A 19,688-nucleotide genomic window follows, 5' to 3' on the forward strand; every position below is an offset into this window, starting at 1 on the left:
CGCACATGAACATTCTCATCACCGGTGGCTGCGGCTTTCTCGGCGCGCGCCTCGCGCGCACGCTGCTTGCAGGAGGCGACCTTGCATTGGCCGGCGGCATGTCGAACGTGTCGCAGCCCGTGTCGCGCATCACCCTGGCCGACCGCGTGCCGCCGCCCGCCGACCTGGCCGGCGACGCGCGCGTGCAGTTCGTGCAGGGCGATCTGCTCGAACAGAGCACCAGCGGCGCACTGCCCATGGCCGACACGCAGCTCGTGTTCCACCTGGCCGCGGCGGTGAGCGGCGAATGCGAGGCCGACTTCGACCTCGGCATGCGCAGCAACCTCGACACCACCCGCGCGTTGCTCGAAGCCGCACGCCGCGCGGGCCATGCACCGGTGTTCGTGTTCTCCAGTTCGGTCGCCGTGTTCGGCGATTCGCCCGAGCAGCGTCTGCCCGCCGTCATCGAAGACACCACGCTGCCGACGCCGCAGAACAGCTACGGCATTCAGAAGTTCATCGGCGAGCAGCTGGTGGCCGACTTCATGCGCAAGGGCTTCGTGCAGGGGCGCAACGTGCGGCTCATGACGGTGTCGGTGCGCCCGGGCCGCCCCAACGGCGCGGCCTCCAGCTTTCTGAGCGGCATGCTGCGCGAGCCGCTGGCCGGCGAGCGCGCACGCTGCCCCGTGCCGCCGGACACGCCCGTGGCATTGGCCTCGCCCGGCAACACGGTGGCCGGCCTCATTCGCGCGGCCACGGCCAGCGCCGCCGAGTGGGGCGCGCGCACGGCCATCAACCTGCCCGCGCTGACCACCACCGTGCGCGAGATGGCGCAGTCACTCGAACGCATCGCGGGCAAGGACGCAACGGGCCTGATCGACTGGGCGCCCGACGCCGCCATCGCGAAGATCGTCACCAGCTGGCCGAGCCGCATTCACGCCGCGCGCGCCGAGGCGTTGGGCCTGAAGGCCGACGCGAGCTTCGACGCCATCCTGCGCGACTACGTGCGCGAGAACGCGCAGGCCGTCACGCTGCCGGTGAGGGACTGAGCCATGGCCAAGTTGCTGCTCGGATGCATTGCCGACGACTTCACCGGCGCGACCGACCTTGCCAACAACCTGGTGCGCGCGGGCATGCGCGTGGTGCAGGCCATCGGCGTGCCCGAAGGCCCGCTTGATGCGAACGTCGATGCGGTGGTGGTCGCGCTCAAGTCGCGCACCATCGCGCCGGCCGAGGCCATTGCGCAGTCGCTCGACGCGTTGCGCTGGCTGCAGGCGCAGGGCGCGCAGCAGATCTACTTCAAGTACTGCTCCACCTTCGACAGCACGCCGCAAGGCAACATAGGCCCGGTGACCGAGGCGCTGATGGACGCGCTGCAGTGCGACTTCACCATCGCCACGCCGGCCTTCCCCGACAACAAGCGCACGGTGTTCAAGGGCTACCTGTTCGCGGGCGATGTGCTGCTCAGCGAGAGCGGCATGCAGAACCATCCGCTCACGCCGATGACCGACCCGAACCTGGTGCGTGTGCTGCAGGCGCAGTGCCGTCGCAAGGTGGGCCTGATCGATCACGCGGTGGTGGCGCGCGGCGCGGCGGCCATCGACGAGCGTGTTGCGCAATTGAAGCGCGAGGGCGTGGCCATTGCCATCGTCGATGCGGTGTCGAACGACGACCTGCTGCGCCTGGGCCCGGCGCTGGCGAAGATGGTGTTGCTCACGGCAGGCTCGGGCGTGGCGATCGGACTGCCGGCCAACTTCGGTCTGGCACCGTCGTCGCAGGCCAGTGCGTTGCCCAAGGCCGGTGGCAAGACGGCGGTGGTCTCGGGCAGTTGCTCGCTGGCGACCAACCGGCAGGTGCTCGACTTTGTGCAGCGTGGTGGTGCGGCGATGGCGATCGATCCGTTGCGCATTGCAGCGGGTGTGGACGTGGCGGCCGAGGTGCTGTCATGGGCCGAGCCGTTGCTCGACAAGGGCCCGGTGCTCGTCTATTCCACTGCCGAAGCGGGCGCGGTGAAGTCGGTGCAAGGTCGCCTGGGTGTGGAGGAGGCCGGCGCAATGGTCGAGCGCACCATCGCCACCATTGCGCGCGGGCTGGTGGAGCGGGGTGTGCGTCAGTTGGTGGTGGCGGGCGGCGAGACCTCCGGCGCATGCGTACAAGCGTTGGGCATCGTTCAGATGCAGATAGGGCCGCAGATCGATCCGGGTGTGCCTTGGTGTCATGCGCGTTCTGACGTTGCTGCTGAGTCGGGGTTGCACATTGCGCTGAAGTCTGGGAACTTTGGCAGTGACGATTTTTTTACCAAGGCGTTTGCGGTGCTTGGATGATGTTTTGGTGTCGTCGGGGTCGGGGTCATTCAGGGCGCACCCGCGAGGGCGGGGTACCTTGCTCCGCGAATGTCCCCCGGCCTGCGGCCTCCTCCTTTATTTCGCTGCGCAAGGCACCCCACCCTCACGAGCGTTATCCGGAGCAGTCGTTGATCGCACGCTCACCCAGAGCGTGCCCAGGTGCACAGGGCGTCGGGTGCTCCCCGCAGCGAAATAAAGGAGGAGGGGCGAAGCCCCGGGGGACATTCGCGGAGGGGAGTACCCGGCGGCCTGTGCACACGCCCTGAACAAATGCGCCCTGAACAAAGCACCTCAAAAAATGCGCCCCGAACAACAGCCTCCGAAGAAAAAAACTGACATGACAGAAACCCAAGCCCGAGAAGAAATCTGTCGCACAGGCCGCAGCCTGTTCGAACGCGGCTACGTGCATGCCACAGCAGGCAACATCAGCGTGCGACTGAACGACGGCTTTCTCATCACGCCGACCGACGCCTGCCTCGGTTTTCTAGACCCCGCACGCCTGGCCAAACTGGACACGCAAGGCCAACAGACCAGCGGCGACCGCGCCAGCAAAACCATCGCGCTCCACACCCGCATCTACACCGCCGCACGCAAGTTCGACCCCCACACCGCCTGCGTGATCCACACACACAGCACCCACTGCGTGGCACTCACGCTGACCGAATCCGGCGACGAACTGCTGCCCGCGCTCACACCGTACTTCGTGATGAAAGTCGGACACGTGCCCGTCATTGCGTACCACCGGCCAGGCGCTCCTGAAGCGGCAGAACAGGTGGCACAGGCCATCGAACGCATGGGAGCAGCCGGCACACCCATCCGCGCCGTCATGCTCACACGCCTGGGCCCCAACGTGTGGCACGACACGCCCGCCGCCGCCATGGCCGTGCTCGAAGAACTCGAAGAAACCGCCCGGCTTCACATGCTCGCTGGCCCCACCAGGCCCGCGCCCCTGAACGCCGACCAGATCGATGAACTGCGCACCACCTTCGGTGCGCGCTGGTAGTACAAACAACCCATGCCCCAATTCGCCGCCAACCTCTCGATGCTCTACCCCGAGCTCGACTTTCTCGAACGCTTCGCCGCCGCCGCCAAAGACGGCTTCAAGGCCGTGGAGTACCTCTTCCCCTACGACTTCGCCAAGGAAGAACTCGCGGCGCGCCTGCAGCACAACGGCCTGCAGCAGGTGCTGTTCAACGGACCGCCCGGCGACTGGGCCGGCGGCGAGCGCGGGCTGGCCTGCCTGCCGGGGCGCGACAGCGAATTTCGCGAGGGCATCGCCAAGGCCATCGACTACGCCGTGGCGCTGGCCTGCCCGCGCATCCACGTCATGGCCGGCCTGGTGCCCGAGGGCCTGGAGCGCGACGCGCTGCAGCCGGTGTACCTCGACAACCTGCGCTGGGCCGCCACCGAGGCGGCCAAGGCCCAGCTCGACGTGCTCATCGAGCCCATCAACACGCGCGATATTCCCGGCTTCTTCCTGAACCGGCAAGACCACGCGCACGAGATCGTCGAGGCCGTCGGCGCGCGCAACCTCAAGGTGCAGATGGACCTGTACCACTGCCAGATCGTCGAAGGCGACGTGGCGATGAAGATCCGCAAGTACCTGCCCACCGGCCGCGTGGGCCACATCCAGATTGCCGGGGTGCCCGACCGGCACGAGCCCGACACCGGCGAGCAGAACTACCCCTATCTGTTCGACGTGCTCGACGAGGTGTCGGCGCAGTGCGGCTGGCAGGGCTGGGTCGGTTGCGAGTACCGGCCGCGGCGCGGCGCGGAACCGGGCGGCACGTCGGCCGGGCTCGGCTGGCTGCGCGAACAACGGCAGCGCGCATGAGGTTGCAGGCCCTGCGCATTCCGGCGCCGTTGCGCGGCTTCACCGCCGCCGGCGACGCGCAACTGTTCGACATCACGCTGGCCGGCGACAAGGTCGAGTCCATCGTGCCGAGCGATCAGCAGACACCGACACACGCCCGCGGCACGCTGCTCAGCGCACTGGTCGACGCCCACGCCCACATCGACAAGAACTACACCGTGCAGGACGTGGGCGCGGCACAGGGCAATCTGTTCGTGGCCATCGAGCGCATGAACAAGCACCGCGAAAGCTGGACCGGCGAGTCGCTGCGCCTGCGCATGGAGCGCGCATTGCACGACGCCTGGCGCTCGGGCACGCGCGCGCTGCGCACGCACCTCGACTGGGTGCAGGCCGAGCCGCCCGCCGCCTTGGCGGTGTTCGAGGCACTGCGCGAGGAATGGCGTGGGCGGGTCGAGCTGCAGTTCGTTTCGCTCACGCCGCTCGACCTGTTCGCCGACCTTGCCGCGGGCGAGCGCATCGCGCGCGAGGTGAAGCGCGCGGGCGGCACGCTGGGCGCGTTCGTCTACCGCAACGACGGCATCGTGCACAAGCTGGGCCGCGTGTTCGACCTGGCGCAGCAGCACGACCTGGGCCTGGACTTTCATGTGGACGAAGGCCTCGACGTCGAGGCCAGCGGCCTGCGCAGCATTGCGCAACTGGTGCGCGCACGCGACTTCAGCCAGGGCGTGGTGTGCGGCCATTGCTGCTCGCTGTCGGTTCAGGACGACGCTGTGGCCAACGAAACGCTCGTGCTGTGCGCGGGTGCCGGCCTGCACCTGGTCGCGCTGCCGACCACCAACCTCTACCTGCAGGGCGCCTGGGACCGCACGCCGGTGCAACGCGGCATCACGCGCATCCGCGAGGCGGCGGCACGCGGCTTGCGTGCGAGCCTGGCAACCGACAACGTGCAGGACGCCTTCTATCCCTACGGCAGCTACGACCTGCTGGAGACCTTCGGCCTGGGCGTGCAGATGGCGCACCTGGCACCGGCCTGCGACTGGCTGGACGCCGTCACCGTGAACCCCGCCAGGGCGCTGGGGCTCGCATGGGACGGGCGCATTGCGCCGGGCTGCCCGGCGGACCTGCTGGTGCTGTCGGCCACCGACGAACACGAACTCATCGGCCCGCGCGGACGGCAACGCACCGTCATCCGCGCGGGCCGTGTCCTTGAACAGAACCCGGAGAACACCCCATGAGCATGGGCAAGCCAATGGCCAATTACGCCGCCGCCAAGCGCGTCGGCGATTTCGTCTTCATGAGCGGCGTGGTCGCCGTCGACCCCGCCACGCGCCGCGCGGTGGCCGGCTACGACGCCATTCCGGAAGCAGCGCGCACCGCGCTGCAGGGCGTGGGCTATGCCACGGGCCAGATGTCGGTCGACGTGTTCGAGGCGCCCATCGTGGCGCAGAGCTGGTTCGTGCTGGAGCGCATCCGCCAGATTGCGGCCGAGCACGGCGGCACGATGGAAGACGTGGTGAAGCTGGTGCAGTACTTTCGCCACCTGCCGCACTACGCGTTCTACAACCGCGTGCGCGGCCTGTTCTATCCGGGCGAGCCGCCGGTGAGCACGGTGGTGGAGGTGTCGCGCTTTCTGCCCGGAGACGAAGTGCTGGTGGAGGTCGAGGCGACCATGTACCTCCCGCAGAAGCGATGAACGGCCGAGCCCGTGCGTGACTTGCGTGGCCTGTGTGTTGGCTTCGTCGATAGCTTCAGCTCGCGCTTAAGTTGATCCGCAGGATTGCGCGGTTGGCAGTCATGGGTTTGACTCCTGAAGCTTGCGTGCATTTATGCACACCCTGAAGCTGAAAAACCGCGATATTTAGTGGTTACGGCGCAGCGCGCCAAATGATTGAATTGGGTGTTGGAGCACACCCGCGTTAATTCAATTGATCAATAGAAGTGAGATCTGCAAAACGTTCGGCGCATTTTTATGCGCGGCATTTGCAGCGCAGGCCATGGGCCAGGTACTGCCCGCCGACGCAGCCGCGCAAAACGAGCAGCGGCAACGGTTGCAGCTGAACGAAGCAAGGGCAAGAGCGGCCGAAGCCCCGCGTTTCCTGACGTACGAGCAAGCGGCTCCGTCCGGGCCCCTGGTGTTTCCCAGGGAAGAACCTTGCTTCCAGATAAGCAGGTTCGCCCTCAAGGCAATCGATGAATTTCAGTGGCTGCGCAAGCGCGTGCCCATCGAAGGCCGCTGTCTGGGCGCGCAAGGGCTTCTTGCCGTGCGAGCCGCGGTCGCAAAAGAGTTGATTGCCGAAGGCTACGTGACCACGCGGGTCGTCATACCCGAACAGAATCTTTCGCAGGGCGAATTGACGCTTGAGATCGTCGCCGGCCGCGTCGGCAAGGTGCGTGACGAAGACGGCAGCATCGGTTGGCACCGCACAGTGCTTCCTGTCGCGGAGGGCGACGTTTTCAACGTGCGGGACCTGGACCAGGCGCTTGAAAACATGCGGCGCCTGCCGGGGCAAGGGGCGACCCGCTTCGAACTGCTTCCAGGCGCCGAGGCCGACAGCGTCGATATCGCATTTCGCCACCCCGAAGACGCCCGCCGCGTGCGCGCAACGTTCACCGCGGACAACTCGGGCGTCGACGCCGTGGGTCGCCATCAACTCGGTGCCGTCGTTTCCATCGACTCGCCGCTCGGACTCTACGACCAGCTCATTGCCACGATCGGCAGCGATTCCCGCCTCAACAAAGGGCCGAAGGGTTCCGCGTCGAAGAGCGTTGCGTGGAACGTGCCAGTCGGGCGAGTGTCGTTCGCCATCGGCGCCAGCGAATCGGAGTCGACGCAGTTGCTCGATGTGGAAGGCCTGAAGATTCCCTATGCCACGCGCACGCGCCGCCTGGAGGCGGGCGTGAGCTACGTTCCCTATCGCACGGCCACCAGCAAGGGAATGCTGCGGTTCGCGATGTTTCGTCGCCAGGAAAACGGGTGGTTCGCTGGCGAGGCGCTCGATGTTCAACGCCGCGACATGGTGGGCTACGAGATTGGCGCTGGCCACTTTGAAAAGCTGGGTCCCGCGTCGCTGGAGTTTGGCGTTGCGTTGCGCGGCAGCTTGCCCGGCCAGAGCCGGCTTCCGGGCTCTGTGTTGGGGCAGGAGCAATGGAGCGGCAGGTATCGGCTCGCTACCGCGAGCGTGGCGGCCACCGTGCCATTCGAGGTCGACGATCAAAACTTCGGATACCGGGGAGGCTTGCTGCTGCAGCACGCACCCGTGCCTGTTCCGTCGTCCGAGTACCTGCAGCTTGGCGGGCGCTATTCAGTGCGTGGCTTCGATGGCAATCGAACGCTTTCCGCACAGGGCGGATGGTTGTGGCGCAACGAACTTGCAACGCCGGCCTGGCAGGGCAGCGAAGCCTATGTGGCGCTCGACGTTGGCGCGGTGTCGGGTCACGGCACGCAGCAGCACACGCAGAACGCGCAGCGAACGCTGGCGGGCACCGCGATCGGCGTACGGGGCGGCCACAAGCAATGGGGCTACGACCTTTCCGTGGGGCTGCCCCTTGTGAGGCCCGCCAGCTTCGGCCGGCAGAAGCCATTTTTGAATTTTCTTTTAACTGCCAGCTTTCTTTGAACGCAAGTCCTGCGCACGCCGTGCGCAGCTTGTTCGTGTCTTTACTGCGAACAGGAGTGCATCGGTCGCCAGGCAAGCGCCACTTTCAGAACGCGGTCGCAAGGCTGCGCTCTCGGTCTTCAATCAACCTGCATCAAGGGATGTATGAAAAAACACAATTCTCGAATCACGCCCCGCCCTGTGCGGATCTCCAGAGTCCATGCCGCAGTTACCGTGGCCGCGGCCGGCGCGCTGTCTGCTCTCTTGCTTTCGCCGCTGACGGCTGGCGCACAGACGTTCAACAACGTGAACGGCACGAACAACGTATTCAAAGACAGCCGGCCGATGGTCGTGCCCCTCAACGGGCCCAATCAATTGGTGGCGGCTCCTGGGCCTGGTGGGCAACCGGGGATCATTGCGCCCGTGAATGGGGCAGCACCCATTCTCAATATCGTGGCGCCCAATGCAGCGGGCATCTCTCACAACCGTTTTACCGAATTCAACGTGGCTGCGCCTGGCCTGCTCATCAACAACAGCGCGGCGGCTGCGAACACGGCGCTCGCTGGAACCATTGCGGGAAATCCGCTGCTGAGAGGCACTGGCGCGAAAGTCATTCTCAATGAGGTCATTGGCGCGCACGCGTCGACCTTGAGCGGAAAAATCGAAATTGCCGGCCAGGCCGCGCACTTGATCATTGCCAATCCGAACGGCATCAATGTTCGCGGTGCCACCATCGTCAATGCGCCTCGCACCACGCTCACGACAGGCTCGCCGAGCTTCGGCGCCAACGGTGAGCTCGAGAAGATCACATCGATTGGCAAGAACATCGACGTCGAAGGGCTCAACGCCCCCAAGGTCGACCTGGTTGGTTCGGGCGTGAGGTTTTCGGGCCTGAACACGAACGTGAGTTCGTATTCAGGAAGCAGCACCGTGTCCTTCAAGGGGTCGGCAATGTACCCCGATGCAATCTCGGGCCTGCGCACGAAGGACCTTCCAGGATCTGACAAGGGAGGCGTGCAGATCAGCGCCAACGGACAAGTGGTGCCCGTCGCCCTGCCAGAAGCCGCACGGCCGGCGCCGCAAGTGGCGCAAGTAGCTCAAGTGGCGCAAGCGACGCAAGTAGCGCAAGCGCCGCAACAGGTCGTAAAGCAAGTTGAGCAGCCGCCCGCGAAAATTGCGCCGCTGCAACAAGAGGGTGTGTCGCGTCAGACGACACCGCAAGAGGCCGCACAGACGCAGGCAAGTCTGCAACAACAGGCCCAGCAACGAGCAGCGCAACAAGCTGAGTCGCAGCGCGAGCAAGCCGCGCAGATGAAGCAACAGGCCGCGCAGATGCAGGTTCAGCCGCAGCCGCAGCCACAGCCACAGCCGCAGCCGCAGCCGCAGCAATCGGCACGTTCGCTGCAGGAGGCCAAGCAACAGGCAGTGCAAGCCGAGCGGCAGTCCAAGCAAGATGCGCAGATGCAGCAACAGGCCGCGCTGCAGGTCCGCCTGCAACAAGAGGCTGCGCAACGTGAGGCGCGTATGGCGCAGCAGGCGTCGCAACTGCAGGCCCGCCTGCAACAAGAGGCTGCGCAACGTGAGGCGCGTATGACGCAGCAGGCCTCGCAGCTGCAGGCCCGCCTGCAACAAATGGCCGCGCAACGCTGGGCGCGTTTCTAGCAAGAGGCCGCGCAGCGAGAGCGGCGGGAAGCCGAGCGGCGGAACAGTCGGTCGACTTCTCGTTTGTTCGCCACGCGATCGAGGCTCAACCAGCACGACTGGATGGATGGGCCGCGCTGAAAAGGGGCTCGAAACCGCTGCCGCAATGCGCTGGGCAACCGACCTGGCGCCACAAGGCGTGCAAGCAGCACGCAAGCTCGACGGTAACGCTGAGCTTGTGCCGCTCCCGTGCGATACGGCACCCCGTTCGAAAGGCCACGCGCTTGCAAAGCGCGTGGCCTTTTGTTCAGCAGAAGTTTCCGCGCCGTTCCGGGTATTGACTCGCAGCCCTGCTGTTTACTCCGCTCGGGGGAGGCTGCAAAACCTCAACGCTTGTTGTTTTTCGCGGGCTGAAGGGCCACGCCGGCGTCTGCCTTTGCGCTGTGGTTCGGCCTTGGTATCTGGAGCAACGTGGCGCTGGCGGCCGCCCGTTTGGCGAGCATCGATTCAACTCACGCAGTGCGCGTGCGAGTTGTGCAGAACATGCTCAAAAGCCGGCAAGTGGCAGTGGGCGCAAATAACGAAAAAGAAATTGGCGCACGACGTACACCGTGCGCAATTCTTACCAGCAACCCATCTTCATCGCTCGCGCGACGGCCGACGTCGTATTTCTTGCGCCCAATTTGGCAATGGCATTTCGCACATGAAAATTGACGGTGTGAGGAGAAATGTTCAGTGCACTGGAAGTCTCTTTCGAGGTCAGTCCATCGGCAAGCTGTTTGAGGACGTCTATCTCGCGGCGACTCAAGCAATTGCCGGCATCTGGCAGAAGGTAAATACTTGATTGCATTTGAATAAAGGCAAAATATTAAGGAAAGAAAATTTATGTTGTGCAACGCTTCTTGCGTAGCTGAATTCGACCGGTTGAACATGGGCGCTGCGTGGTTCGTCTGCTCGAGGGCCTCACGCTTGCGTGTGCGCTTGGTCTGCAGGTTCAATTCGAGGTCAATTTTATTCGCGGGAGTAACGCGTTTGACAGTTGTGGACTGAACTCATGCGAGACGCGTGGAGTTATGCAGACCTTCCCTATTGAAGATGATTTGATTCGTTCATTTCTCAGCACACAAATGTTGCACGCTCCTGGTTTTGCCAGCGTGGAATTTTCCGAGACTATCGAGATTTTCGGTTTGGCGCCAGCTTTGTGAGGGCCAGGCAATGCAGCAAGCTTTCGAAGCCTTGTTGGTTCGGCTTTAAATGGCGTTGTTTTGAATAATTGACAATGATTTGCAAATGACGGAAATTTGCATTTCGATCCATGAGTGATGGCTCATTATTCAAAGCCATGTCTTCGCATTTTTACCGGACCGCTGCGCCTTCAATTAATTGAGCTCGAATGCGCTTGCTTTGCGGTAAAAAATTCATTGGGCATCAAAGAATTTCGCACGCAAAGGAGACGAAAAATTCATTGAGCGTTCCACAAAGCGGGGCCATTTCAAATCCCCAGCGCAACAGTTGGCTATTGAATTGAAGCTGGGGTCTGCTGACCCCCCGCGCAGGCGCTTGCCAATCGCGGACAGGTGTTGTCGAGAGGCCCGGTCCGATGTCCCGTCACCACCAACCGGCAGCGGGCTACCTGACCCCCGCGCCCTTCAGCAAGAAGTCGGTCACCTGCTCGATCAGGTAGCGCCGGTCCTTGTCATCGCCCAGCGTGGCCGCGCCTCGGTAGTAGGCGGCCTGCGTGGCGTGGTCGGCGTAGAACTGGGTCACGGCCCAGATGTGGAACAGCACCAGCATCGGGTCGGCGCTGTCCATCAGGCCCTGGTTCATCCAGTTCTGGATGACGGCGGCGGCCTGGTCGGTGCGCTGCTTGCTCGTGTCCATCATGTCGTTGAGCACGGGCGCGCCTCGCATCATCTCGGCGGTGAAGATGCGCGAGCGCAGCGGGTGCTCGAACGAGAACACCATCTTGCGGTGGATCAGGTCGCCCAGCACCTTGCGCGGGCCGAAGGCCTCGTCGCTGAAGCCGAACACCACGATCCAGTCGGTGAGGATGTCCTGCAGCACCTGGCGGTACAGCGCCTCCTTGCTGTCGATGTAGTAGTGCAACTGCGCCTTCGACAGCCCCGCCTTGTCGGCGATGGACTGCGTGGACGCACCGGCCAGCCCTTCGGTGGCGAACACCTCGATGGCAGCCTGGTTGATGAGGGCGAGCACCTGCGTGTACTTGCGCGAACGCCCGCGCGTGGCGGGGGTTTCCACTTTGCCGGCCTTGTCAGGGTCAGAGAGCATGCGCGGCGCCTGGTCTTGCTCCCTCTCCCCTGGGGGAGAGGGCGGGGGTGAGGGCCGGCGGTGATGGCGACGGCGCAGGCGACGGCGCAGCTTTTGCAAAGGCACCTGCCCTCACCCTGACCCTCTCCCGTGTACAGACCGGAGACATGGGTAACACCTGTGCGAGGACATGGGTGACAGTCGAAGTACAGCTTAGTCGAAGGCTGTGAGATCGATTTCTTCGATCTTTCGATTGAAGAAATAAACGTCGTAGACACCGTCCTCCTGCACTCGCGGCCTGAGCGCAATGCTCCTGCCTCGCAGGGCCGAACTCAGGCGTACTTCGCGGCCCAGCACGCTGATCCAGCCGCCATGCTGCACGCGGCGCACCAGGTCGTGAGGCTCGTAGTGCGGCTGTGGCGGCGTCGCAGGCATGGCACGCGGACTTGGGCGATAGCGCTCCACCGGCGTGTGCATGCCCAGCGCCTCGTGCGGGCGTTCGTGGTTGTAGACGTGGCGCCAGCGGCTGAACTCGGTGTCCACCTCCTGCAGATCGCGCAAGCTGCGCGAGCCGATCGCCTCGGCCTTGAGCGTGCGGTGGAAGCGCTCGTCCTTGCCGTTGGTCTGGGGATGCGCCGGGCGGCTGTGGCTGAGCCTCACGTCCAGCGAGGTGAGCCAGATCGACAGCGCACTGATGCCCTGGCAACCCGTCCCCCACGGTGGGCCGTTGTCCGCATTGATGCGCTCGGGCAGGCCGTAGCGCTCGAAGGTGCTGATGAGCTGCGCCTGCACGCAGTCGAAGCGCTCGCCCGCCAGCGCCTGCAGCACGACGGCAAAGCGTGAGTGATCGTCCAGCACCGTCAGCGCATGGCAGCGAATGTCGCCCACCGGGAAATGCCCCTTGAAGTCCATCTGCCACAGCGCGTTGGGGCGCTCGTGCTCGAAGCGCTGCCACGGCCTGCTTGCTTGACTGGCTGCCTCGGGGACCAGGCCGTGACGTTGCAGGATCGAATTGACGGTGCTCACCGCCAGCACGATCTCTTGGTCGCGCAGCAACACGTGCGCGATCTTGCGTGCGCCCCAGGCCGGGTGTCTGGCGCGCACATCCAGCACGCGTTGCTGCATTTGCGCAGGCGTCGCGTTCGGGCTGTGATGCGGGCGTTTGCTGCCGTCCGCCAGACTGCGGCCCGCGTCCAGGCGCTCCAGCCATTTGTAGCCCGTCTTGCGGCTGATCCCGAAACGCCGACACAGCTCGCTCACGTTGGCTCCGTCGCAGCGAGCCAATCGCACGAACTCTTCTCTTTGATCCTGCACGGTGACACCTCTCCAAGGCATGGCGCTCTCCTGCTGACAAGGCAGGTAAAAGTGTCACCCATGTCCTCGCACAGGTGTTACCCATGTCTCCGGTCTGTACATCCCAGAGGGAGAGGGGACCAGACGAACAACCGTGCGGGTTCACAGCTCGAGCACCAGTTCTGCGCCCTTGGCGCGCGAGCAGCACAGCGCCACCTTCGTGCGCCGCTCGCTGCCTGTGAGGCAGAAGTCACGGTGCTCCGCACCCTCGCCGTCGCCCTCGACCACGCAGGTGCCGCACAGGCCCTGCTGGCACGACACCGGAATGTCGATGCCGACTTCATGCAGCGCATCGACGGCGGTCTGGTCCGCGGCCACCGGCACGCTGATGCCGCGCCGCGCGAGCTTCAGCGTAAAGGGCAGGCCGGTGGCGGTGGTGGCGTCGGTCGGTGCCGCGAAGTATTCGGCGTGCAGCGCCTCTTCGGGCCAATGGGCAGACGCGTCGCGCACCGCCTGCATGAAGCCGCCGGGGCCGCACATGTAGAGGTGCGTGCCGGGCGCGCGCTCGGCGAGCAGCGCGCGCAGGTCGATGCGCTGCGAGGCGTCGCCCTGGTCCAGGTGCAGCCGCAGGTGCGGCGCCAGGGCAGGCGCATGCAGCGCCTGCGCAAACGCCAGGTGTTCCTCGCTGCGCGCGAACACGCACAGCGTGAACGCGGCGCCGCGCGCGGCCAGCGCCTGCGCCATGGCCAGCAGCGGCGTCATGCCGATGCCGCCGGCCAGCAGCAGGTGGTGCGAGGCCTGCTCGCGCAGCGCAAAGGTGTTGCGCGGCGCGCTGATGGGCAGCAGGTCGCCCTCGCGCACGCGCTCGTGCATGGAGGCCGAGCCGCCGCGGCTGCCGGCCTCGCGCTTCACGCCGATCAGGTAGGCGCCGTCATGCGACGACGAAGGCGCGCGCGCCAGCGAATACTGCCGCGAGAAGCCGCCGGGCATGTGCACGTCGATGTGCGCGCCGGCCTCGTACGCAGGCAGCGCACGGCCCCACGGGTGGGCCAGCTCGAAGGCCAGAATCTCCGGCGTCTGCCGCAAGATGCGCGCGACGCGCACGGTCAGCGTGCGTTCCAGGCTCATGGTGTGGGTCTCCCTGCTAGATGTTGTTCAGCGTGCGCGAAACGCGCGCCATGAAATGGGTGCGGTCGCTTTCGGTGACGGCGTTCATGTCGTGCAACTGCAGCCACGTCACCTTGCAGCGCCACGCGAACAACGCCCGCAGCGCGCGCGTGAACAGCCGACGGCCCGGGTCGCCGATCAGCATCACGAACCAGCGCGGCGAGCCGCCCGTGGTGACCACCGTGAGCCGCCGGATGTGCCGCATGCCCGACTTGGCGAGCTGCCCCTTGCGCTCGGCCGGCAGAAAGGCCACGCCCGGCAGCCACACCCGCTCCAGCCAGCCCTTGAGCATTGACGGCGGTCCGTGGAACCAGGTGGGAAACACAAACACCAGGTGCTCGGCCCACAGCAGTGCCTCGACATGGGGCTTGACCCGTTCGCGAATCAGCTCGGGGTTGTCGAGGTAGGCGATGCGCTCCTCGCGCGTGAGCGTGGGGTCGAAGCCTTCGGCGTAGAGGTCGATGGCCTTGACGGCGTGGCGCGGTTCGAGCGCGGCCAGGGCGGTGCGGTACAGCGCGTGATTGAAGCTGTCAGGGTTCGGATGGCAATGGACGACGAGCGTTTTCATGAGGGCCGGTTCGCCTGTCGGCGAGACGGGGCCAGAGCCCAGGCAAGAAGAGGCCGCGCGTGCCTTATGGCAACCCAGGCGCCGGCATCTGACCCCGGCGCAAGCCCCGCGCGACCCACGGGAAAAACAAAAAAAGAAACGGGCGGCGCGTTACTTGCCGGTGAGCTTCTTGCGCACATCGACGCCCACGCCCTTGTTGACGAACTGCGTGGTGACGACCTTCGACAGGTCGACCTCGCCTGCCTTGTACAGGCCGGCCTTGACCATCTTGTCGTAGAAGTCCTTCACGCGCGCCTCGTCCATGGCGCCGATGCCCTTGGTGAGCGACTCGCCGCTGTCGACGATGCCCATCTTTTTCATCAGCTCGATGGAGCCTTGCAGCGACGCCACGGGCGAGTCGGGGTTGGTCTTGGCGATGAGTTCGTTGGCGGCCTTGTTGTCGCCGTAGAGGTAGTTGTTCCAGCCGATGATGGAGGCCTCGACGAACTTGCGCACGGTTTCGGGCTTGGTCTTGATGAGGTCGGCGCGTGTTTCGATGGTGGTGGAGTAGGTCGAAAAGCCGTTGTCGGCCAGCAGTTGCACCACGGGGTCGAAGCCGGCCTGCGCCTTGATGGACAGTGGCTCGGAGATGGCGTAGCCCTGTTGAATGGATTTCTTGTCGGCCAGGAATGGGCCGACGTTGAAGGTGTAGGGCTTGAGTTGCGAGTCCTTGAAGCCGTGCTCCGACTTCATCCATTGCCAGAAGCTGAACTGGCCGTCCTTGCCGATGAAGGCGACGGGGGCCTTGGCCATGTCCTTGAAGGTGTCGAAGCCCTGGCCGGGGTGCGCGAACATGGCCTGCGGGTCTTTCTGGAAGAAGGCCGCAACCACGACGGTGGGCACGCCGTTCTTCACGTTGTCGAAGGACTGGAGCAGGTTGCCGGTCATGAGAAAGTCGACTTTGCCGGCGGGCAGCATCGGCCGGTTGTTGACCATGGGGCCGCCTTGTTGGATCTCGACGTCGAGGCCATACTTTTTGTAGGTGCCGTCGACCAGCGCCTGGTAGAACCCGCCGTGTCCGGCTTGCGCTTTCCAGTTGGTGGCGAACACCACTTTTTCTTGGGCCTGCACGGCGAAGGCGGCGGCCGTCAAGGCCAGTGCTAGAGCAAGCGGGCGAAGGGTCAGAGCGGTAACGCGCATGGCAGTGGACTCCTGGGTTGAATACGACTTTGGGATTTTCATGTCAGCTGTGTTTGTTTGGGGCGGTGCTGTTCAGGGCGCTTTGTTCAGGGCGCGTGCACAGGCCGCCGGGTACTCCCCTCCGCGAATGTCCCCCGGGCTTCGCCCTCCTCCTTTATTTCGCTGCGGGGAGTACCCGACGCCCTGTGCACCTGGGCACGCTGCTGGTGTTCCGCTGATCTACGACTGCTCCGCATAACGCTCAGGAGGGTGGGGTGCCTTGCGCAGCGAAATAAAGGAGGAGGGGCGCAGCCCCGGGGGACATTCGCGGAGCAAGGTACCCCGCCCTCCTGAGCGAGCCCTGAACGACAGCGTTCAAAAACCCCAAAGCAAAAAACGCGAGCTTTCATCTCACCGCTCGACAGCCATGTCGGAAGTCCATCCACGCGTCTTGCCGGGGTTCATCAGACCCATCGGATCGCTGCGCTTCTTGAAGTCGATCTGCTGCGTGTCGATGGTCTTCATGCCGCCGTCTTCGATCGTGACCACATGCGGATTGAAGATCTGGCAACCACCCTGCGACTCGATCTCGCGAATCACCTCGTACTGATGAGCCTCGCCCTTCCACCGCACCAACAGAATGCCGAACGTGCCGCACGCCCCACCGGCACGCGCAAAGTCCTGATGCTGCAACACGTCGTCACCGAAGAGCGCGAGATGCCGCTCCACCACCGACGGATCGAAAGGCTGCGCATAGGCCACCTGCAGATACGTCCAGCTGCGGTCGGCCTTCAGCGCCTGCAACGTCGTGTGGTTGAACGCGCATTCGTAGGCCGGCGGCAGGCCGGCGGACTGCAACTCGGCCTCGGTGCCCGCCACGGAAATGGTGCCGCCATGGGCCGCGGCGAGCTGCTGGAACTCGGTCAACGACGCGGGCGAGACCATCGTGAACACCGCATGCCGATCGGGCGGAAAGTACGCGCGCATCGACGTGTAGTACGGTGAAAAACGCGCCTCCACCGTCGAGAGCAGAAAGATGTCGAGCGCGGGCGCCTGCGCCGCAATGCCGAAGTCGAGCGCGCCGCGGTAGGTGTCGAACAGCACCGTGCAGTGCACCCAATCGACGGCCGGGCTCAGGGCCACCTCGACGTCGAGGATCACACCGTTGGTGCCGTAGGCGTGGTGCACCTGCTGAATTTCGTCGCCCACGAGTTCGATGACGCGCGGCTCGCGCTCCACCGTCATCACGCGCGCGCGCAGCAGATTGCCGGGGTCGCGCAGGATGCCGTGGCGAAACGACCCGATGCCACCGAAGCCGCCCGCAATGAAGCCGCCGATGGTCGCCACATGCCAGGTCGAAGGCCACATGCGCAACGCCTGGCCGGTCTCGCGCGCCGCCAGGTCGATGTCGTGCATGCGCGCGCCGGCCTCCACGCGCATGCGGCCGGGCTGGATGTCGAGCACGCGGCACATCTGCGTCACGTCGAGCACGATGCCGCCCTGCAGCGGCACGCACTGGCCGTAGTTGCCGGTGCCGCCGGCGCGCACGGTGAGCGGCAGCTTCCATTTGGCGGCGACCGACGCGGCCTGGCGCACGTCGTCCTCGGTGCCGACCTTCACGACCAGGTCGGCCACGCAGCCCGCGAGCTGCGCGGTGAGGATGGGGCTGTACCAGTAGAAGTCTTTCGACAGTTGCTTGCGCTGGGCGGGCGCGGTGATCAGGTTGAGGCCGTGCAGGTCGGCGTGCACGGCTTGCCAGTCGACGGCAGGGGGCACTGGGTCCATGGGGTCCATGGGGTCCACGGAGGGAGTGGGAGATCTAGCGTTCACGGCGCATCTCGCTTTCGTGCCAGTGGCCGAGCACCAGCCGCGACAGGGCGGCGAACACGATGAAGATCACGATGCCCAGCAGGGACACCAGCAGCAGCGCTGCAAACATCATCGGAATTTCGGTGCGAAAGCTCGACTCGAGGATGCGCGACGCAAGCCCCGTTTCCTTGCCGGCCGTGCCGGCGGTGAACTCGGCCACCACGGCGCCGATGAGGCTCAGGCCGCCCGCGATCTTCAGGCCCGCCATGAAGTAGGGCAGGGCGCTGGGCGCGAGCAGGTAGCGAAAGGTCTGCCAGGGGGAAGCCTTGTAGAGCTGGAACAGGTCGCGAAGGTTGCTGTCGGCGCTTTTGAGGCCGATGACGGTGTTCGACAAAATCGGAAAGAACGCGACGATCCAGGCGCACAGCAGCAGCGCCGCGGTGGTGCTGGACACATAGATCAGGATGAGCGGCGCGATGGCGATGATGGGCGTGACTTGCAGGATGACGGCGATGGGGAACAGGCCGATTTCCACCCACTTGAACAGTGCGAACGCAATGGCCAGTGCCACGCCGCCGACGATGGCTGCGGTGAGCGCCAGCAGCGTGAGTTTCACGGTGAACCACAGGGCGCTGGACAGGGAGTCCCAGTTGTCGAAGAGGGTGCGAAGAATGAGGGAGGGCGCGGGCAGGATGTAGTGCGGAATGTTGTTGGCCCGAACCATCCATTCCCAGAGCAGCAGCAGCGCGAGCACGATGCCGGCGGGCACGACGATGCGCAGCAGCGACTCGCGGCGGCGCAGTCTGTCTTCGTGGGCGCGCAGGGTGGCTTCCGAGGGGGCGTCGTCTGTGGCTGGGGCTGCGTCGGCGATGAGCGTGGTCATTTGTCTTGCACCTTGCTTTGGGCTGGTTCTTGGCGCTGTCGTTCTTGGCACTGTTGTTCTTGGCACTGTTGTTCAGGCCGCCGTTTTTCAGGGCGCGTGCACAGGCCGCCGGGTGCTCCCCTCCGCGAATGTCCCCCGGCTTCGCCTCCTCCTTTATTTCGCTGCGGGGAGCACCCGACGCCCTGTGCACCAGGGCACGCTGCTGGTGTTCCGCTGATCAACGACTGCTCCGAATAACGCACACGCCGATGGGGTGCCTTGCGCAGCGAAATAAAGGAGGAGGCCGCAGGCCGGGGGACATTCGCGGAGCAAGGTACCCCGTCGGCGTGGGCGCGCCCCGAGGAACCCCTGCAACCGAAATCAATGATCAACATCAATGCCATGAAGCGCCCCATGCAAAGACCGAGACACCGCCGTGCAATGCGCGTTGTAACGGCTGGACGTACGGAACTCTTCGCCGCGCGGATACGGCTCGTCGATGCGGATCTCGTCGATCACCCGGCCCGGTCGCGCCGCCATCACCACGATGCGGTTCGACAGGTAGACCGACTCGTACACGCTGTGCGTAACGAACACGATCGAGAACCGGTGCTCGCGCCAGATGGCCAGCAGGTCGTTGTTGAGCTTGATGCGCGTCATCTCGTCGAGCGCGGCAAAGGGCTCGTCCATCAACAGCAGACGCGGGTGCGTGACCAGCGCGCGCGCAATCGACACGCGCATCTTCATGCCGCCCGACAGCTCGCGCGGGTACACGTCGGCAAAGCGCGAAAGGCCCACCAGCTCCAGCACCTGCTTCACCACCGGCGCAGCCTCGTCGCGACGCATGCCCGCGAGCTTCAAGGGGAGCCAGACGTTGTCGAACACCTTGGTCCAGGGCATCAGCGTGGGCTCCTGAAACACGAAGCCCAGGTCGCGGTCGCTCTGGGTCTTGCCGGTGTTGGCGCCCGACCATTGCATCTCGCCCGAGCTCAGGCGGGTGAGCCCGGCAATGAGGCGCAACGCAGTGCTCTTGCCGCAGCCCGATGGGCCCAGGAAGCTCACGAAGTCGTTCTCGCCCACGTCCAGTGACATGCCCTGCAGCGCGAGCGTGCCATTGGCAAAACGCTTGCTGACGTTGCGCAGCGTGACCAGCGGCGGAGTGGATGGCTGAGGGGAGGGCATGAGGCTT

At 65.0% G+C, this 19,688-nt stretch carries 17 protein-coding genes; 8 read left to right on the forward strand and 9 right to left on the reverse strand.

Annotation, left to right across the window (positions count from 1 at the left end):
• The first annotated feature begins 5 nt into the window (after nt 1–5).
• The 8 genes from denD (at nt 6) to VLK31_RS13710 (ending at nt 9,395) form a co-directional block, all read left to right on the forward strand.
• Nucleotides 6–1,028 carry a D-erythronate dehydrogenase gene (gene denD / locus VLK31_RS13675; RefSeq protein ID WP_409168952.1) on the forward strand — a complete coding sequence of 341 codons (1,023 nt, stop codon included), beginning with the start codon at nt 6–8 and terminating at the stop codon, nt 1,026–1,028.
• Between the two features lie 3 nt (nt 1,029–1,031).
• Nucleotides 1,032–2,303 (forward strand): 3-oxo-tetronate kinase, encoded by a 1,272-nt coding sequence (otnK, locus tag VLK31_RS13680; protein ID WP_409168953.1) that lies wholly within the window; start codon nt 1,032–1,034, stop codon nt 2,301–2,303.
• A 358-nt stretch (nt 2,304–2,661) separates the two neighbouring features.
• Nucleotides 2,662–3,327, forward strand: coding sequence for an aldolase (locus VLK31_RS13685; protein ID WP_409168954.1), 666 nt, complete (start codon nt 2,662–2,664; stop codon nt 3,325–3,327).
• Between the two features lie 12 nt (nt 3,328–3,339).
• A complete protein-coding gene (otnI, locus tag VLK31_RS13690) occupies nt 3,340–4,158 on the forward strand; it encodes a 2-oxo-tetronate isomerase (RefSeq protein ID WP_409168955.1) in 819 nt (272 codons plus the stop codon).
• Complete coding sequence (locus VLK31_RS13695) at nt 4,155–5,372, forward strand: amidohydrolase family protein (protein ID WP_409168956.1); 1,218 nt, start codon at nt 4,155–4,157, stop codon at nt 5,370–5,372. Before otnI ends, VLK31_RS13695 begins: the two co-directional genes overlap by 4 nt.
• Nucleotides 5,369–5,830, forward strand: a complete 462-nt coding sequence (locus VLK31_RS13700) for a RidA family protein (protein ID WP_409168957.1) — start codon at nt 5,369–5,371, stop codon at nt 5,828–5,830. Before VLK31_RS13695 ends, VLK31_RS13700 begins: the two co-directional genes overlap by 4 nt.
• 232 nt (nt 5,831–6,062) lie before the next feature.
• Nucleotides 6,063–7,754 carry a ShlB/FhaC/HecB family hemolysin secretion/activation protein gene (locus tag VLK31_RS13705; RefSeq protein WP_409168958.1) on the forward strand — a complete coding sequence of 564 codons (1,692 nt, stop codon included), beginning with the start codon at nt 6,063–6,065 and terminating at the stop codon, nt 7,752–7,754.
• Between the two features lie 144 nt (nt 7,755–7,898).
• Nucleotides 7,899–9,395 (forward strand): filamentous hemagglutinin N-terminal domain-containing protein, encoded by a 1,497-nt coding sequence (locus VLK31_RS13710; RefSeq protein WP_409168959.1) that lies wholly within the window; start codon nt 7,899–7,901, stop codon nt 9,393–9,395.
• 601 nt (nt 9,396–9,996) lie between these two features.
• On the opposite strand, the gene VLK31_RS13715 is transcribed toward VLK31_RS13710, so the two are convergent.
• The 9 genes from VLK31_RS13715 to VLK31_RS13755 all read right to left on the reverse strand — a co-directional run bounded on the left by VLK31_RS13715 (nt 9,997) and on the right by VLK31_RS13755 (nt 19,681).
• Nucleotides 9,997–10,224, reverse strand: coding sequence for a response regulator transcription factor (locus tag VLK31_RS13715; RefSeq protein WP_409168960.1), 228 nt, complete (start codon nt 10,222–10,224; stop codon nt 9,997–9,999).
• Nucleotides 10,225–11,003: 779 nt separating this feature from the next.
• Nucleotides 11,004–11,663, reverse strand: a complete 660-nt coding sequence (locus VLK31_RS13720) for a TetR family transcriptional regulator C-terminal domain-containing protein (RefSeq protein ID WP_409168961.1) — start codon at nt 11,661–11,663, stop codon at nt 11,004–11,006.
• Between the two features lie 192 nt (nt 11,664–11,855).
• Nucleotides 11,856–12,977: an IS481 family transposase gene (locus VLK31_RS13725; RefSeq protein ID WP_409168962.1), complete on the reverse strand. Its 1,122-nt coding sequence runs from the start codon at nt 12,975–12,977 to the stop codon at nt 11,856–11,858.
• Nucleotides 12,978–13,097: 120 nt separating this feature from the next.
• The gene (locus tag VLK31_RS13730) at nt 13,098–14,063 is read right to left on the reverse strand and encodes a PDR/VanB family oxidoreductase (protein WP_409168963.1); all 966 of its coding nucleotides are present in this window, start codon (nt 14,061–14,063) and stop codon (nt 13,098–13,100) included.
• A gap of 16 nt (nt 14,064–14,079) precedes the next feature.
• The gene (locus tag VLK31_RS13735) at nt 14,080–14,670 is read right to left on the reverse strand and encodes an NAD(P)H-dependent oxidoreductase (RefSeq protein ID WP_409168964.1); all 591 of its coding nucleotides are present in this window, start codon (nt 14,668–14,670) and stop codon (nt 14,080–14,082) included.
• Between the two features lie 150 nt (nt 14,671–14,820).
• Entirely contained in the window at nt 14,821–15,849 is a 1,029-nt protein-coding gene (locus tag VLK31_RS13740) for an ABC transporter substrate-binding protein (protein WP_409168965.1), read from the reverse strand.
• Nucleotides 15,850–16,239: 390 nt separating this feature from the next.
• Nucleotides 16,240–17,622: an FAD-binding oxidoreductase gene (locus VLK31_RS13745; protein WP_409168966.1), complete on the reverse strand. Its 1,383-nt coding sequence runs from the start codon at nt 17,620–17,622 to the stop codon at nt 16,240–16,242.
• Between the two features lie 25 nt (nt 17,623–17,647).
• On the reverse strand, nt 17,648–18,520 hold the full coding sequence (locus tag VLK31_RS13750; protein WP_409168967.1) for an ABC transporter permease: 873 nt from the start codon (nt 18,518–18,520) through the stop codon (nt 17,648–17,650).
• Nucleotides 18,521–18,880: 360 nt separating this feature from the next.
• On the reverse strand, nt 18,881–19,681 hold the full coding sequence (locus VLK31_RS13755; protein ID WP_409169249.1) for an ABC transporter ATP-binding protein: 801 nt from the start codon (nt 19,679–19,681) through the stop codon (nt 18,881–18,883).
• Between the last annotated feature and the right edge of the window lie 7 nt (nt 19,682–19,688).

The organism is Variovorax sp. H27-G14, assembly GCF_046156345.1.
Taxonomy (GTDB): Bacteria; Pseudomonadota; Gammaproteobacteria; order Burkholderiales; family Burkholderiaceae_C; genus Variovorax.

Bases quoted from the DNA above. Each gene is read 5' to 3' on its own strand.
- denD (WP_409168952.1), top strand. From the start codon at position 6: ATGAACATTCTCATCACCGGTGGCTGCGGCTTTCTCGGCGCGCGCCTC.
- otnK (WP_409168953.1), top strand. From the start codon at position 1,032: ATGGCCAAGTTGCTGCTCGGATGCATTGCCGACGACTTCACCGGCGCG.
- VLK31_RS13685 (WP_409168954.1), top strand. From the start codon at position 2,662: ATGACAGAAACCCAAGCCCGAGAAGAAATCTGTCGCACAGGCCGCAGC.
- otnI (WP_409168955.1), top strand. From the start codon at position 3,340: ATGCCCCAATTCGCCGCCAACCTCTCGATGCTCTACCCCGAGCTCGAC.
- VLK31_RS13695 (WP_409168956.1), top strand. From the start codon at position 4,155: ATGAGGTTGCAGGCCCTGCGCATTCCGGCGCCGTTGCGCGGCTTCACC.
- VLK31_RS13700 (WP_409168957.1), top strand. From the start codon at position 5,369: ATGAGCATGGGCAAGCCAATGGCCAATTACGCCGCCGCCAAGCGCGTC.
- VLK31_RS13710 (WP_409168959.1), top strand. From the start codon at position 7,899: ATGAAAAAACACAATTCTCGAATCACGCCCCGCCCTGTGCGGATCTCC.
- VLK31_RS13715 (WP_409168960.1), bottom strand. From the start codon at position 10,224: ATGCAATCAAGTATTTACCTTCTGCCAGATGCCGGCAATTGCTTGAGT.
- VLK31_RS13720 (WP_409168961.1), bottom strand. From the start codon at position 11,663: ATGCTCTCTGACCCTGACAAGGCCGGCAAAGTGGAAACCCCCGCCACG.
- VLK31_RS13725 (WP_409168962.1), bottom strand. From the start codon at position 12,977: ATGCCTTGGAGAGGTGTCACCGTGCAGGATCAAAGAGAAGAGTTCGTG.
- VLK31_RS13730 (WP_409168963.1), bottom strand. From the start codon at position 14,063: ATGAGCCTGGAACGCACGCTGACCGTGCGCGTCGCGCGCATCTTGCGG.
- VLK31_RS13735 (WP_409168964.1), bottom strand. From the start codon at position 14,670: ATGAAAACGCTCGTCGTCCATTGCCATCCGAACCCTGACAGCTTCAAT.
- VLK31_RS13740 (WP_409168965.1), bottom strand. From the start codon at position 15,849: ATGCGCGTTACCGCTCTGACCCTTCGCCCGCTTGCTCTAGCACTGGCC.
- VLK31_RS13745 (WP_409168966.1), bottom strand. From the start codon at position 17,622: ATGGACCCCATGGACCCAGTGCCCCCTGCCGTCGACTGGCAAGCCGTG.
- VLK31_RS13750 (WP_409168967.1), bottom strand. From the start codon at position 18,520: ATGACCACGCTCATCGCCGACGCAGCCCCAGCCACAGACGACGCCCCC.
- VLK31_RS13755 (WP_409169249.1), bottom strand. From the start codon at position 19,681: ATGCCCTCCCCTCAGCCATCCACTCCGCCGCTGGTCACGCTGCGCAAC.